The organism is Trichococcus paludicola, assembly GCF_003052295.1.
In the GTDB taxonomy this organism is placed as follows: domain Bacteria; phylum Bacillota; class Bacilli; order Lactobacillales; family Aerococcaceae; genus Trichococcus; species Trichococcus paludicola.
Window position 1 is genome coordinate 1 of the sequence record NZ_QBLC01000005.1, and the last position, 15,912, is coordinate 15,912.

A 15,912-nucleotide genomic window follows, 5' to 3' on the forward strand; every position below is an offset into this window, starting at 1 on the left:
GGTGGTTGGAACCTTTTTTTGATTCGTTTCAGCTAGTTATGTCCCAGCCTCTTCTTATTTTTTTAACATGAATTCCCAGAATCTATAATGAAGAGGGATAACGGCCTTGTGTAACTCCTTCTGCTTCATCGTAACCTCTCCCAACGCGCTAACTTCGGACGAAAATTTCATTATTCTCAATTTGATATAATCGTTCAGCGCGGGCAGTAATAATCGTAATCGCATTAGTTATAAATATTGAAATCTGTTCTATGCACTCTATCTTCTTTTCTTCTGGAAGTTTACTAAGCCTTGAATAAATATACGATGGAACAAATTCCTTCGATGGTGCAAGTGTGACAATAAAGGCCATTCCTTAATGTGATCTGAAACTTCGTACATCAGTTAGCATTATTGTAGACGAACATTAATAATGCCCAATTCAATCGCTTTAATTACTGATTCAACAACAGTACTCGTTTGTAGTTTCTCACTTACAGAATACATGTGATTTCGAACTGTTCTCTCCGAAATTCCCAGTTCAGATGCAACCGCGGTTTGTTTAACTCCTTGAGAGATCAGTTGTAAAATTTCTTTTTCTCTGTCTGTTAAAAGGATACGTCCACTAGTCTTAAATTCAGGAAAAAGTTTCTTATTTTCAAATTGAATGATTTTCAGGTTATCCACCAAATCATCTGCTTCGATGTGCTTATCAAAAAAGCCATGAGCACCAATTTTAAAAGCTTTCTCCTTATATTCTATCAAGCTAAAACCTGACAAAAAAACCAGTTTTACCGGGTATTTTTGCAGGATCTGGCTCCCTATTTCTAGTCCGTTGTGTTCGCCCATGTGAATATCCATTAAGATGATGGATGGCACGTAGGAATCTACAACTTCAAGAGCCTTCTCTGGATCAGATAGGTAAAAAAAATCTGATATTTCAGAATAACTTTTAAGCGTTATCTCCAGACTTCTTCCGATTAAGTGATGATCGTCAATTAACAGTATTCTCATAAAGCTTCACCTTTTTCAAAAGGAATGTTTATTTCTATGATGGTTCCAGGGTTAACTGTTTCCATTGGAAAAATCTCAAAAGATCCATTTAACCACTTTAAATCATTTTTTATAGAAAGAAGTCCGATATGCTCTTTCCCCTTAAATAAATTTTTTTCAATTTTAAAGTAATCATGTATTCCTTTTCCATTATCTTCAATGACTATGGATAGAATATTTTTTCTGTTGAGTATTTTGGTTATTCCAAAAGTAGCTTGTGAGTGTTTCCCAATATTTTCGTTGAGCTCTTTAATAACTCTATATACAGGAGCTACTAAGTGTTTGGGTAGTTCCTCATTTAACTGATAAATCAACAAAAACTCTATCTCAGGATACTTGTGATTGAAATCTTCTATCAGAATTTGAATATTTTCCTCAAAACTTAAATAATATAATGTAGATGGAGAAATATTAAAAACTTCATCTCGTATAGATCGAATCAATTTTGAAAACTCTATGCGTACCAAGGATTCTATTTCATCATCTCCATGAAGGTTTGAGACAAGGGTATGTAATCCGATAATGGACTGCAGGACGCTATCGTGCAAGTAATGCGTATATTTTGTTTTTTCTTTTTCAAGATTATTGAACAGTTTTGCTTGTAATAATTCGGTTGTTCCTAGCGAGGAATCAATATATTTTTGCTGGTTAGTATGCATTTTCCTGATAGTCGTAATAATCCCTTCGTATTGATGCAGGATATCTTCTATATGATCTAAATCAACCGAATAGTCCGTTTTTTCTATAAAGACAAATAACTTTTCATGAAATCTTGAAACGGATAAATAATGGTAAGTCTTTCCACGTATAGTTACTTCTTGCTTTGAAGAGAGCGACGAAAAGATTTCTTTTTTTATTGCTCGGGAAATTCTGCTTCCGGACTGACAAAGTACAAACCTTTGATTGTTCGATTGCATCATAACTAATATTGTCGAACTTTTTGTTTCACCTTTCAATCGATTCAGCAGTAAATTGGACACGCTATTCATAAAATTAGAATACGTAACCTGATTTAGGAGTTCTATTTTTTCATTGTTCAACTCTTCAATATTTTTTTCGGCCTTCATTTTTTTTAAGTGCTGAATATATTGAATTAAAAAGTGAGAGAGATAACAAAAGAAATAAAAAAGAAGCGTGACCATCAGTTTGTTTTGCAAAGAAACTTCCAACCAACTAATGATTATAAAAAAACAAAAGCTTAAAATATTTATTGCCATATTCAAAATAAGGCTATCCGGTAACGAAATCGTCTTCATGTAACTCAAGATACAGGCAATGCACGTCGGAAATACCAAAACTAATAAAGCTGTCCTCGGATCGCCTGATACGCCAGACGAAAAGACCGCTGGCAAAGAATAACTAACAATAAATGGAATAAAGGCCAACAGAACAGAAAAACTTAAAAATTTAAAGCTTAATGAACTAAAGAACAGTTTACGTTCCTTATATATAGTTATATAGCTCGTAGTGGTTGAAATAGTTAACAGTACCAGCAAGGTGAATTCCGGATAAATTTTGAGAATAAAAGAAAAAAACGAATAAATTGAACTACCTGTTAAAATTAACATACTTATTTTAAATAGTTTTCTATTTTCTGATTGAATAAATGAATATAGAAACAAATAAAGCGAAACTGGGCAAAGACACAAAAGCAATAACCCAGTAAAATTAAGCCAGGGGACGTTAGAGTAAATAAACAAGAACATCAAAGCCATAATCGTAGTTAAATTATAAAACTTGGATGAGGAAGGATAGTCGGGTATATTTAAATAAATAAAACTCCCTAATGAAAAAATATAGGCGCCAATAAAGAGATAAATAAGATCCGTGTGCTCCATTGCGGTTAGGTAATAAAATATATAGGTCAGCATAATAAGCCAAGGCATTGTAACGCCAGCTATTTTCATTATTTTCAAATCTATGTTACTCCTTTAAATAGCTCTTTAATAAAGTAAAAACTTCTACAGAAATGTTAGAATTATTCTTTAGAATTTGAAAAGCTTCTTCAAAGTAAAGCGAGGCAGCTCTTAAACAATATTCAACCGCACCGCATTCTTCCATATAATATGCTAAGAAAGCTAAAGAATCCTCATCAGTTATTCTATTCTCAACAATAGTGAAAAACATTTTATTGTTATCTATAGTTGCGTATTCAAGGGCCTTTATAAAGGGAAGCGTTTCCTTGAATAAAACCAAATCCGACTTGCTCGTGTCCATACAGTCTAGCGCATCGTTTTGCAGTTGAAAGGCAGTAGAGAGATTTTGTGCACAGTCTTTCCAAATAAGTTCATTCTCAGGACAAGCAAGGTAGAAGACCAGTTGAACTAAAGGAGTAGATTTCTGTAACATCTTAGAAAAATAAACTTCTACAGAGGAATCTTCTGAAAGTGTTGAATAAAAATCGAAACGCTCTCCATTTATTGATTCTGTAAGAAAATATAATATTTTAGAGGCATCGAGATAGTTTTTGGTGAGTTCACAAAGCTCTCCTATACATATAAAAAGTAGAGACATAGCGTTAATGAGCAACTCATTTTTTGGCAAAGCAATCACACTGTCTCCGTCTAAAATATCATCAAGGTAATCACACAAAATAAAAAGAATATCCAGTCTGACCGCAATCTGATTCTTTGTTGGAAGGGAATGTGGTTTATTTTGATCCAAAGAAAGAAACAAATAAACTTTCCCTAACGACAATCTGTCCGTACTTTTTTTTGACAACTCCATTTGCACGAGATCCACAAAAGAAGAAGAAAAATTCTTCTTAAATTCTGATAAGTAGGCAGTTAAAGCTATATCATATTCCTCTTCAATTTTATAAGTTCCCATATTCTTGTATATCAATTTTTCGAACCCAGTTATTTTCACCATTCAACGTAAAGGATACGTTTCCATTTTTCCCGATATCAAATAATGGATTCTTTCTCTTTAACAGTATCTCCTCCTCTATTTTTTTCAACTTCTCTTCGATTACTTTATCCATACAGCCGCTCCTTTTTTTCATTTTACGTTCAGTATGTAGTCTTCCAATAAATATTCTATCTTTTCAAAGGTGAGTATGTCCATGAATACATAGGGGGTTGCCGGTTTTACTCATACCTCTCGATATAGGAATCATTTAAACTGACTTTAGGAACATGGGCTTTCTAAAGTCATTTTTATGGCAATTTGAAACGGAGGTATTGGTTCATGTAAATGTCTTAACACCATTATTTTCCTATGAAGATAAAGCCGAGAAAAATGCTGGTTGCTGATTAACAAACTAAAAGCGTTAAGAAGGAGACTCACTGCACTTTTTTTGAGTCTTCAACTGTTATTATAGCACTTTTTTTACATAAAGATGCGTGAAGGAATCAATAAATTTACATATCAGGAATGGGACCCATCTCCCTCATTATTGTAAAAAGTATTTTAAAGAGTTGTCTTGAAGGTAATGTTATTATTCTTGCAACGTACGTGTTAAATATAGGCTAGTTACTCGGCTTATAATTCAACAACAAATCAAGAAAGGAAGGCACTCATATGAAAATTTCAGAGGTGATGCTTTTTTTCGCATTGCTAGCTACTTTTTTTCTGATTTATTTGGACTTTCAAGTTAACAGACTTGATTATCGATTAATATTGGTATGCATTTGTTTAATAGTCATGCTAATCATCAATCGAAATAGTATCACTACAAGTTTAATGGCTCTGACGATGATTGTTTTACTATCCAGGCTGCAGTTTAACTTAATCGCATTTATGATACTTACGATATTCTTTGGAACATACTACTTTTTAAAAAATGAAAGCTAAACCATGCGGCTGACCTTGAAATCAGTAATTGCAACTGTCATCAACCAAATATTAAAAATATATCAATGAAAAGGTGTGTAATCTAAAATGAAGACAAAAGACAAACAGGATTATCTTAAAAAGGCTAAAAATTGGAATATGGTGTTATTAGTTTTAAAAGCTCTAGGGCTGCTTACGTCGATTGTAGGGCTACGGGGGATTTTAAATCCTGACAAAGCACTCTACACAGAAGCTGTCTACGGATCTTCAGCTACGCAATTATATGAACAAGCAAATAGTATAGGAACAAAAGCTTATGCCGTTATTGGCGTAATCATCTCGATTACAATCCTGATTATGCTTATCTCTGCACATAAAAAACTAAAAGCAGGCGTCTCAACTGCAAAAACGCCTTACTACCTGCATTTATTTTGGATCGTAACCGGGATTATCTACTCCTTGCTGTTCACTCCCAAAATAGAAATTCAAGGATTTACCGAATTTGCCAGTATGATTTCTATCGTAAGTATTGGTCTACAAGCGCTTGTTTCCCTACCAGCGATTTTTTCCATAATCTATCTATTTAAAGCCGAAACAGAGGCGTAAAAAATGAAGAGAGACAAGGCAAAGGAAGAACACGCTAATAAAAAAGGCTTTAACATGAAACCACTATCCAAAAAGAAACGCATAATCATTAGTTTCGTATGGGCAATAGTCGCCATTTTAGCGATCAGTACGGCGTTTTTTTTCAAACAAAAACAACAACAAGAACCTGCAGTGGCCTCCTATGACGCGGTAACAATAAAAAAAGCCGATGATTTAATTTTTAATGGATCCGTTGCGGCTCAAAATGTAGAGGAATTCTATTTTGATCAGACAAAGGGCGAGGTTTCCGACATTTTAGTAACAAATAATCAAGAAATCAGTGCAGACACGGTGGTTTTGGTCTATCAAAACGAAACCGTACAAGATCAAATAACGGAACAGCAACAAACGCTCGATAAACTAACTTTAGCGGTGAATAATGCACAAGAAAATCTAGACAATACGTATACAAAAAAACAAAACATTCAAAATAGTTTGAATGAAGCATTAAGTAAATTCAATAATGCAGATGCCGATTCAATGGAAGGTCAAACCATTCGCCAAGAAGAACAAGCTAAAATGGATCAGTATAAAGAAGCTATTTCTTCTCAGGAAGAAGTCATCTCACAAGCGCAGCAGGTACTAGATTCCGCAAACTTAGATTTATCCACTGCCACTCAAAATATGGAATTTGCCCAGAATAAAATTACAACAAATGTAGCAGCAACAACTGATGGAACCGCCATTGTGGAACCGAAAGGGAAAACAAATGCGAGTGTTCCCGTTATTAAAATTTTAGGTAAGGACACAATCATAAAAGCATTAGTTTCCGAGTATGATTACAGACACTTAGCAACAGATCAAGCTGTGGAAATCCAATTGCTGAATAGTAATAAAAAAATTGCAGGTACGATTACAGAAGTCAGTATATTGCCGGAGTCTACAGCTACTGAGGGGACTGCAACGGCACAATCTAATGTGGCAAATTATTCCTTCAAAGTAAAACCATCAGAAAACTTACAATATGGGTATAGTTGCCAAATTTATGTACCCGTTAATGAACTGCGTATACCCAAAAAGGCAATCCTGAACGAAGACGATAAGCAATATGTTTTTGTTTACTCCAAAGGAACGGTCAAAAAACAAGCTATCCTGGCAGAAAATAGAGAAGGTGTTTTTGTTGTTACAGAGGGATTAAAAGAAAAAGACCGCATTATTTCCGAGCCATCTCAAGACTTAAAAGACGGCCAAGAAGTGATGGTGAATTAGATGATTAGTTTGGTTAATGTGAATAAATACTATCAGAACGACGAAGAAAGCCTGCATGTTCTCAAAAATATTAATCTAGCGATTGCTCCAGGTGAAATGATTGCCATTATGGGCCCATCGGGCTCGGGCAAATCAACCTTAATTAATTTACTGGGATTCATCGATAAACAATTCGAAGGAGAGTACTTATTTGAAGGGGAGGCTCTATTGACTTCTTCGGATGAAATCCTCTCCAAAATTCGGAATCAAACCGTAGGTTTTGTGTTCCAAAATTTCAGCTTGATCGAAAATAATACTGTTTTTGAAAATGTTGAATTGCCCTTGCTTTATAATGGCTATAAATTCCATCAAACAGAAGAAAAGGTAAGGGCTGTTTTAAAAAAAGTGGGTCTATCCGATAAGGCAGATAAACACCTGAAACAATTATCTGGCGGTCAACAGCAGCGCGTGGCAATTGCCAGAGCGTTGATTAACCAACCTAAATTCCTCATTGCGGATGAGCCGACAGGTGCATTGGATTCGCATACTTCTGAGGAAATTATGAAGTTATTTGTTGATTTGAATACCCAAGATCAGGTTACGATTATTCTCGTTACACATAACCCTGATATGGTCCCGTATTGTTCAAGATTAATAAGTATTCGCGATGGTGAGATTATTGAAGACAAGGCGTTACGCCCATGAACATATATGTTAATTGGCGAACCGCTACTAAAGCAATCTTAAAAAACAGAAAACGAAGCCTGTTAACCATATTTGGCATCGTTATTGGGATTGCCTCCGTCATCACTATTTTATCAATCGGTCGTGGATTCGAGAAAGAAACGTTAAAGAATTTAACCAATGGCGAATCGGATGAAGTGAACATACAAGTAAATTATGCCCCAAGCAACGACAGTCTGAGCTATAGCAGTTTGGATTATTTCACTGATGTGGACATTGCAACCGTAAAGCAAGTGGACGGAGTGAAATCCGCAAATTACCCTGACCCCGATTATTCGAACATTTATAAAGGCATTTACATCAAAGGCAAAAAACAAAATAAGCAGGTTTCTTTAATAAATAATCTGGGTAAGGATCCCATTGTCGGACGCCAGCTGACCGCGTATGAAAACGAAACGCTGGATAAAGTAGCTATGATAGATTCCGTTACCGCAAAAGAGATGTACGGAAGTGCTGAAAATGCATTGGATCGTGGGATTGAATTAGAGGGCCATCTATTTAAAATAATCGGGATTTATCAAGGCACGGAGTCAGAAAGTCTATTTTCTATGCCAGAAAGCAACATTCAAATTCCCAAAAAAACCTATCTGCACTATTTCAATGACACGACTGAAAAATCTTCCTTAACAGTGACATTGGAAAAGGGAGCCACGCCTAGTTCCGTGACGACGGATGTGATTGAACAACTCAAGGAAAAGGGCGCAATGAAAGCCTTTGGTGAGTATCAAGTATTCGACACCGCCTTATTAACTGACGGGGTCAGTAAAATCCTCCGCACGATCACCGTATTTATTTCCGCCGTTGCCGGAATCTCCCTTTTTATTGCAGGTGTAGGCGTCATGAATATGATGTACATTTCTGTCTCAGAAAGGACAAAGGAGATTGGGATTCGACGTGCACTGGGAGCCACCCAAAAGTCCATTCGGATGCAATTTCTTTTGGAGGGCGTCACACTGACCTTGTTTGGAGGGATTGTGGGCTATATTGTAGGGATCAGTTTTGCATATATAATTGGCTCCATCATTGATATTCCAATTTCAATTGAATTTTCAACTGTTTTTTTAGCCATAAGTGTATCGACTGGGATCGGTTTAATTTTTTCTGTCATGCCTGCTTCAGCAGCTGCTAAAAAGGACCTGATTGAAACATTAAGATAATCCAAGAAGCGCCATTTGATTTCACACTGAATATTTGGAGGTATGAGGTATGAAAAAGTCGCTTTATACAGTTGTAAATTTCATATTTGGAATAATGTTCATTTCTTTAGTTTTTATTTTTTTCTTAGATTACTCTGAAAATGTAAGCAAGAATACTTATATTTTTGGAGGAATGTTATTAATGTTGGGAATAGCGTTTAACTGGTATATGTTTATTAGAATAGTTAACAAAAGAGGGTAGACACATGGAGAAAAAACGAAAAAAATTAGGCTTATTAGTAACTCTATGCTGTGCTTTATTTATAATATTTTTTTCATTATTTTTAAATAAATAGCGGGACTGCTTTACAGACGGCGGCTGATTTTTTATTTGATAAAGGATATTCCTTTGAGGTCCCACTGCATATGGTCATAGACATGTCCGCTCAGCGTTCGCTCGGAAACGGTCTTGAAGCCGACCTTTTCATAGAGCTGTTTTGCCTGAAGATTGTCCTTTTCGCAATTCAGGCCGATGACGGTTTCACCCGCGGCCGAGGCGAGTGTCGGCAGGGTTTGCAGTAATTGGTGGGCGACGCCTTTTCCACGCGCTACTTGCTTCGTCACGATGGAATCCAAATACCATTCTCCGGCAAACGTTTCGCTGTCGGGGAAAAGTCTGGGCGCCGCGATGTGCATTTCCTCAAAAGCGTTCCGGAGTGCGGCATCGATGATGGGTTCGGTTGCTCCCGGATAGCCGAAGCAACAGCCGAGGATTTCGCCGTTTTTTTCATAGACAAGGCCATTCCGGAAGCTGAACCGGTAGACGTCCTCGTGCATGGCCCGGACCATCGCGGCTTTCAGGACATCCGGATTCAACAGATCGAGCAGCGGCAATTCCATATCAACGAAAATCTCGTGGATCAGGTCGTAGAGTTCCGGGCAATCCTCTTTTCGGGCTTTGCGTATCATCTTGCATCGTTCCTTCCGTTTTTTTTAATTCCAGTATACCATTAGTTGCGGAGGCGCATCAGTTGCTGTTCACTGCATTTCCGCTGTGGTAAACTGGTCGATGGAAGAGAATGTCTCGTTCAAAAGGAGGGATCGGTTTGGCAAAGAAGAAGGCCAGCGGGAGTCGGAAGGCCATGAAGCGGATCGTCGTCATTGGATGCAGCGGATCGGGGAAGTCCACTTTTTCGCGCAAGCTGCAGCAGTTGACAGGCAATCCATTGCATCATCTCGATAAATTGTTTTGGCTGCCTGCTTGGGAATTGCGCTCTGATGCGGAACAGGACCGAATCCAAAAAGAACTTGTGCAAGAGGACAAGTGGATAATCGACGGCAATTACCAACGGAGCCTGCCGATCCGGCTGGAGCGTGCGGATACAGTCTTCTTTTTCGACTACCCAAGAAGGTTGTGCCTTTACCGCGCGTTGAAGCGGATCGTTTCGAACCGCAAGCGCACCCGTCCAGATATGGGGGAAGGCTGTCCGGAACGCTTCGATTGGGAATTCATGAAATTCATTTGGAACTTCAACAAAAACAACCGCCCGGGCTTGGTCGCCTTATTGGATCAGGTACCGGATGGCATCGAAATCCAACATTTTCGCAGACCGCATGAGGCGATAGACTATTTGTGGGCATTGAAAGAACAAAAAGAAGAAGTCGCTTAAAACAGCGGCTTCTTCTTTTTGTATTATTGGTTTCCTTGACGACGATATTGTGAAGGCGTGCAGTTCGACAATTCCCGGAATGTTTTCGAGAAGTGTGAAGGTGACTGGAAGCCGACCAAGTGTGCAATATCGGCGATTGCAATATTGGTGTTGCGCAACATTTTTTGCGCTTCATCGATACGGATATGGATCAAGTAGTCGATCGGCGACATGCCAACTTCCTGCTTGAAGATACGGATCAAGTAGAATTTGTTGATGTGGACCAGATCCACCAAGTCATCCAAAGTGATGTTCTTGTGGTAGTTCACTTTCATGTAATTCTTGACCGTTTGGATTTCTTTGTGGTTCTTCTTGTTCAGCGAGTTGCGGATCGAGAATTCTTCCAGACGCAACAAGTGGATCAGGATGATCTCGACGAAGCGTTTGCTGACCTCTTCGTAGCCTTGGTTGCGAGTGCTCATTTCATCCAGCAATAAATTCAGGAAAGTTGCGGTTTCTTTTTCACCGTCGTTGTGGCGGTAATAAGAGAAATCGCTTTCTGCGTCTCCGATTTTTGAGAACTCCAGACCGTGGATACCGACTTCGATGATCTCTGCTGCTTTATCTCCTGTCAGGTCCCAATAGTACTCTACATTTGGATTCAATAAGATCAATTGATCTTTTGAAAGCTTTTCCGTCGTTTCTTTCATTATTAAAGAAACATCCCCAGATGTAACGTAGAAAAGTTTAACATAAGGGAATTTTTGGTAGTTAGTAGGTTGGGCGGCTGTGATTGTATTCTTTTCAGCGAGTACAATCTTCAAGGAGAGGTTTTTTATGTTGGACATGGTATACATAGTTATCCTCCTAACGTAATCTATCTGATAGCAACGGTTCGACAATTTGAAAATTAATTGACTCAAATTCCATATCATCCGAACGAGCCAATAACAATAATAATATACTATTTTTTTACTTTGTCTAGTATATTTTATAAAAATATAAAAATTTAATCCTTGTCATAAAAAGGCTTGTTTGTAATATGTCTGTAATTAAATCTGACATGTACAAACTAGCGTCTAAAAATGATAAGTTTATTGCGGAAAGTATGTTGCCGTTAACGAACCCAATTTATTGATGCAACAGAGGGGGCAAATATTTTGCCATTAAAGCGTATGGATTGAGGGATCGGTGCCGCTCCTCCCAATCGCGGCCGACTGCAAAAAAAGTATCTGGCTGAGGGATCACTATCCCTTTTTGGCGTGCAATTTAATGGCCACTTCAACATGGATTTCCGTTCCCAAGACAACGGAAAGATTCTCGGAGCATAATCGACATAAAGTATGTTTTTGTTTATTAAAAACCGGAACAAAAACAAAATAATTACAGTGATTTGCAATTGAAAGCCTGTTTGATGGTTTTTTAGCGATTTCAGATGATTTAAATTCGCAATATAGCTGATGTAAAAATATTTATTTTCTGGATGCTGGGATTTTTGCTCATTAAAAAGTGAGGGACGGGAGAGACCAGGAAGGGATACTTTTCTGGAAATGCTTATGGGTTGGGATTCCTCAGGCGCTGTAGTATATTTGTACCCTAATGCGATAAACGGTATTTCATGTATAGTATAGCACCATCGCGTGAAAACGTCATTAAATAACTGAACATTTTTATATCAACTGAACGGAATTTGTATAAATTTTTATAAATTCTATGTAGGATGTTTGTTTCAGCTTTCAGTTAATTGCACAATTTTCAGTATTTGGTAGCCAAATTGGTCAGGCGCGTAGGCTTTCTTGCTTTGTTTTTTAGGCAATATGGTAAAATGGACTTAGAATTGTAAGGGATTACGGTCCGGAGGTGTGGAAGATGAAAGGTGATTACGATCTGTTTTTTGAGTATTATTGCGCGATGTATGACTATGTACTGGCTGAGAAAGTGTCAGTGAATGAGCATACGTTGCATGATTTTCTGCATACGCAGCACTTTTATCGATTATCCCATGAGGCGCAACGTTTTGCGAAGCGGTTTGCAGAAGAGGACATCTCCGTGGATCGGCTGTTGCTGAATGAACAAGAAGCGCATGAATGGTATCTCTTCTATTACAAACAGAATTTTCCAGCGGGTTATCCTTTCAACCATGCAAACTTGGAATTCATGGAAGGGGAATATGAGCTAAAGGACTTTTCACCGATAATCGGGCCTTTGGGTCATCAACCCTTGCATGCGGGGATTTTGCGGAAAAGGGTGAATGAAGATTATTTTATTTTCCCTTATTTCAGGAATCAAGTGAAGTTGTCGCACCTCATTCTCAGGCCTATTGTAAATAAATTAATGGTAGAAAACAAATACAATGTCAGGAAGTCGATTGAACTCGTTCAGTTGTTTGAAGCTGAAGCAATCGGATCGGGTTGGGAGCGGACCAGAATCAAGGCGCAGATGGAAGAAGTGTTGCGGCAACAGTTACATTATCGCGTCAGTTATTCTGACATAAAAAAACTGTGGCTACAAATGATTTTCATCAGCTTCCGTTACGAAAAGAATGAGGCGAGTTATATCCAGTGGGAGCATCATGATTATGAGGATACGGTCCGGAAATTAGAAAATTTTGCGGTGGTTTTGGATGGCAATCCGGACATTCAGCTGACTGCTGAAGAAGGCGCATTACTGAAATGGGTCCGTTTTGTCGTTTTTCGATCCCGTGGCATGCATGACAGGGCGAAGGAAGAGGCACATAAGCTGTTGGAACGCGAAGAATTGGTGGTGGGTGCAAGCCGGCAGCCGTTGTACACTAAGTTGGACATTGTGCCTGTCAATGATACTTACAAGGATTTGGTGGTCCGTAAACTGTCGATCGATTTTCGGGATATTTTGGTTTCCTATTTGTTGGAGAGCTACATTGCCGATCGGAAATATGAAGCAGCTTTTTTCTTGTTGCAACAATCCGACCCTTATTTCAAGCATTTTATCCCCCGGTATTACCGGAGTGCAAACCGCAACAAGTGGATGCCGGGGGAGGGCGAAGTTTCCACCGAGCAGCTTTTTCGTGAGCAGTTCCAACGGGTGCGGATTGTCCTCGGGGATCATTGGGTCGATGCGTTGCATAAAGAGATCGAGCAAGAAATGAAGGAAGGCGTTACCCTGAAGAAGGACGCGTTTGATTGGTTGTTACGATACTTGTACAATGTGATGAGCATTTTCCATGAAATGCAAGAAAGCGAATTGGCCGATCAGATGAATGCCTTTTATGCGCAAATCCGCCTAGCGGAATAAATAAAAAGAAGCAGCCGACAAAAAGTCCGGCTGCTTCTTTTGGTTCGTCTTAGTGGTCGATTTCTAGAGTGGGATTCATCGTATCCTTGTAGTTGAGTTCTGATTCGCAGATACCGCTCCCGTTTTGTCATGGCTCTTGCGATTTTTAATCGCTTAGAGACATGATACACTTGACCGGTACGGTCACAGTGCGTCCTCCTGTTGTCCACTCCAACGTCCGGGTATCTAAACGCGAATCATCACATCCTGCTAGTTGAACTCTGAATTGCAGGATGTTCCGCCTAAGCTGACAACCACACGTGGACACAAAGCGTCCGCTTTGTTTTTGTCCTCTTAGTGCTCGCCCCCTACCGCAATTCATCGTATCCTTTTTCTTAATCGTGGCGAAGTGCTTCTACTGGATCCAGGCGGGCTGCTTTTTGGGCAGGCATCAGGCCGGCTACCATGCTGATGATCACACTGGTGACGATGCCGAATACCGCAAACGCCGGTGTCATATTTAGGATGGCCGTATCAAAAAGATTCTCCACAACAATGTTTCCGACAACGGTGATGAGGTAGGCGATGCCTACGCCCAGAATTCCGCTGAACAGACCGATCAGGAAGGACTCGGAAACGAAGATGCGGCGGATATCTTTCTTCCGGCCGCCAATCGCTTTGATGACGCCGATTTCTTGTGTCCGTTCCACAACGCTGATGTAGAGCACCGTCAAAATCATGATGGCGGACACGAACAAGGAGATGCCGGCAACCCCGGAAAGGATGTAAGTGAAGATATCCAACATCTGGGTGAACGTGGAAGCCAGGGCATCCGCGGATGAACCGCGGTAACCTAGAGCGGCTACTTCATCTTTGATCGCTTGGGTATTTTCAGGATCGTCGGATACCAAGTAGACAACATTTGGCTCCACTTCCATATTGTTCTCTGCAGTCAATGTTTCAAAGGAATCAGCCGACATATATACAGACTCGAATGCGCCGATGGCTTGGCCGGCCGTGTAAATGCCGCTGATGATGTAATTTTTTTCCAATGACTCACCGTCTATGGTAACGTCCAGAGTCACTTCTTTTCCGAGGGCTTCTTCCGGAGTAGCACCCATCTGATTGGCTATGCCTTCTGTGACCAGAATCTCGCCTTCTTCAGGAAACGCCCCGAAAAGGATGTTGGAATCGGTCATGCCTGAGGTTGTTCCGAAAGTCATGAAGGAGTATTTATTCTCCTCAAAGATGACATTATCGCTTCCAATCGTAAAGGAAGAATAGGCCAGATTGACTTCAGCGACATGCGGAATATTCCGCAATTCCTCAATGTTCTCTTCTTCGAACGGATCGGACTGCGTTACGCCCGTAGGGGGGCCCGATGGCGTAGAGCCGGCGGGTATCTCAGCCCCGGTAGGAGTCGTTATCATCATGGATGAATCGGTGTTTTCACTGTTGTTGGTTTCGATGACGACGGGCATCTGGACTTCACTGACCAGAGGATTGACATTGGCATTCATTGTTTCGGTCAGGTAGTCATTGACGCCTTCGCCAAGGGACAGCATCACGATGATGCTCATGATTCCGATGCTGCCGCCAAGAGCGATAAGGATGTTCCGGGCCAACTTTTCCTTCATATTAAGAAGGGCCAAGCGGATTGCTGCAAAAAAAGTGAGATTCTTGCTTTTGATTTTTTGCTGCAGTTCCAATGCGTTGTCCTGCAAGGCAATTTCGCCTTGACGGATATCGCCGATGATTTTTCCGTCATCGATTGTGACGACGCGCGTGGAGCGGGCCGCTACCTTTTCCGAGTGGGTGACCATGATGACGAGTTTGCCGGTTTTGGCGATGTCCTGGATGATGTCCAGCACCTGATCCGTTGTCTGCGAGTCCAGTGCGCCGGTAGGTTCATCGGCAATGATGATATCCGGATCATTGACCAGGGCGCGGGCGATGGCCACACGCTGTTTTTGCCCGCCGGATAACTGGCTGGGTTTCTTTTTGTATTGGTCGTCAAGGCCGAGCTGCTTCAGGACTTCTCTCGCCCTGGCCACCCGGGTTTTTTTGTCGACGTTCGAAAGCGTCATCGCCAAAGTGACGTTATCCAGCACGCTGAGGTGGGAAACGAGATTGAAACTCTGGAAAACGAAACCGATTTTCTCTTTGTGGTAATTCACGAAATCTTTTTCCTTGAATGTGCTCATATTTTGGCCGTCAATGGTTATTTCGCCTGAAAACTGGCTGTCCAGACCGCCCAGCAGATTCATCAAGGTCGACTTCCCGCTGCCTGATTCGCCAACGATTGAGACCAATTCACCTTTGTCTAAGGAAAGATTGACGTTCTTCAATGCCTGGAAATCTTCCGCGCCGCTGATCGGGTAATATTTGTTCAGATTTTTTAGTTCGACAAAAGCCATAATAATGCGATGCCTCCTTATTATTTTAAAAGAAACGACGACGAGTGAGTATTTACTCACCGTTCGATTAGTCAA

General features: G+C 40.0%; 13 protein-coding genes. 6 read left to right on the plus strand and 7 right to left on the minus strand.

The genetic code is table 11. The features are described from left to right. Positions 1-390 precede the first annotated feature (390 nt). The 4 genes from C7R56_RS08040 to C7R56_RS09025 are packed head-to-tail and all read right to left on the minus strand — an operon-like array spanning position 391 to position 4,015. The gene (locus C7R56_RS08040) at positions 391-993 is read right to left on the minus strand and encodes a response regulator transcription factor (protein WP_107996028.1); all 603 of its coding nucleotides are present in this window, start codon (positions 991-993) and stop codon (positions 391-393) included. Next, the gene (locus tag C7R56_RS08045) at positions 990-2,948 is read right to left on the minus strand and encodes a sensor histidine kinase (RefSeq protein ID WP_107996029.1); all 1,959 of its coding nucleotides are present in this window, start codon (positions 2,946-2,948) and stop codon (positions 990-992) included. The genes C7R56_RS08040 and C7R56_RS08045 overlap by 4 nt, the downstream gene beginning before the upstream one ends. A 7-nt stretch (positions 2,949-2,955) precedes the next feature. Beyond that, the gene (locus tag C7R56_RS08050) at positions 2,956-3,861 is read right to left on the minus strand and encodes a polyprenyl synthetase family protein (protein WP_159072201.1); all 906 of its coding nucleotides are present in this window, start codon (positions 3,859-3,861) and stop codon (positions 2,956-2,958) included. Further along, positions 3,848-4,015: a hypothetical protein gene (locus C7R56_RS09025; protein WP_159072202.1), complete on the minus strand. Its 168-nt coding sequence runs from the start codon at positions 4,013-4,015 to the stop codon at positions 3,848-3,850. Before C7R56_RS09025 ends, C7R56_RS08050 begins: the two co-directional genes overlap by 14 nt. A gap of 899 nt (positions 4,016-4,914) precedes the next feature. Here C7R56_RS09025 and C7R56_RS08060 point away from each other — a divergent pair. From C7R56_RS08060 to C7R56_RS08075, 4 genes are read left to right on the plus strand one after another with little or no spacing between them, the layout of a single operon-like run. Next, positions 4,915-5,412 (plus strand): hypothetical protein, encoded by a 498-nt coding sequence (locus C7R56_RS08060; RefSeq protein WP_107996032.1) that lies wholly within the window; start codon positions 4,915-4,917, stop codon positions 5,410-5,412. A 3-nt stretch (positions 5,413-5,415) separates the two neighbouring features. Then, on the plus strand, positions 5,416-6,660 hold the full coding sequence (locus tag C7R56_RS08065; RefSeq protein ID WP_107996033.1) for an efflux RND transporter periplasmic adaptor subunit: 1,245 nt from the start codon (positions 5,416-5,418) through the stop codon (positions 6,658-6,660). Then, on the plus strand, positions 6,661-7,344 hold the full coding sequence (locus C7R56_RS08070; protein WP_107996034.1) for an ABC transporter ATP-binding protein: 684 nt from the start codon (positions 6,661-6,663) through the stop codon (positions 7,342-7,344). It begins immediately after the preceding gene. Continuing rightward, complete coding sequence (locus C7R56_RS08075; RefSeq protein ID WP_107996035.1) at positions 7,341-8,540, plus strand: ABC transporter permease; 1,200 nt, start codon at positions 7,341-7,343, stop codon at positions 8,538-8,540. The genes C7R56_RS08070 and C7R56_RS08075 overlap by 4 nt, the downstream gene beginning before the upstream one ends. A gap of 366 nt (positions 8,541-8,906) precedes the next feature. Here C7R56_RS08075 and C7R56_RS08085 read toward each other — a convergent pair whose 3' ends face one another. Beyond that, on the minus strand, positions 8,907-9,488 hold the full coding sequence (locus C7R56_RS08085) for a GNAT family N-acetyltransferase (protein ID WP_107996037.1): 582 nt from the start codon (positions 9,486-9,488) through the stop codon (positions 8,907-8,909). Positions 9,489-9,625: 137 nt separating this feature from the next. On the opposite strand from C7R56_RS08085, the gene C7R56_RS08090 reads away from it, so the two are divergent. After that, positions 9,626-10,189: a P-loop NTPase family protein gene (locus C7R56_RS08090; RefSeq protein WP_107996038.1), complete on the plus strand. Its 564-nt coding sequence runs from the start codon at positions 9,626-9,628 to the stop codon at positions 10,187-10,189. A gap of 23 nt (positions 10,190-10,212) precedes the next feature. On the opposite strand, the gene C7R56_RS08095 is transcribed toward C7R56_RS08090, so the two are convergent. Next, a complete protein-coding gene (locus tag C7R56_RS08095) occupies positions 10,213-11,025 on the minus strand; it encodes an AraC family transcriptional regulator (RefSeq protein ID WP_159072203.1) in 813 nt (270 codons plus the stop codon). Positions 11,026-12,037: 1,012 nt separating this feature from the next. Here C7R56_RS08095 and C7R56_RS08100 point away from each other — a divergent pair. Further along, the gene (locus tag C7R56_RS08100; RefSeq protein ID WP_107996039.1) at positions 12,038-13,441 is read left to right on the plus strand and encodes a hypothetical protein; all 1,404 of its coding nucleotides are present in this window, start codon (positions 12,038-12,040) and stop codon (positions 13,439-13,441) included. A gap of 374 nt (positions 13,442-13,815) precedes the next feature. Here C7R56_RS08100 and C7R56_RS08105 read toward each other — a convergent pair whose 3' ends face one another. Beyond that, the gene (locus C7R56_RS08105; RefSeq protein WP_107996040.1) at positions 13,816-15,837 is read right to left on the minus strand and encodes an ABC transporter ATP-binding protein/permease; all 2,022 of its coding nucleotides are present in this window, start codon (positions 15,835-15,837) and stop codon (positions 13,816-13,818) included. Between the last annotated feature and the right edge of the window lie 75 nt (positions 15,838-15,912).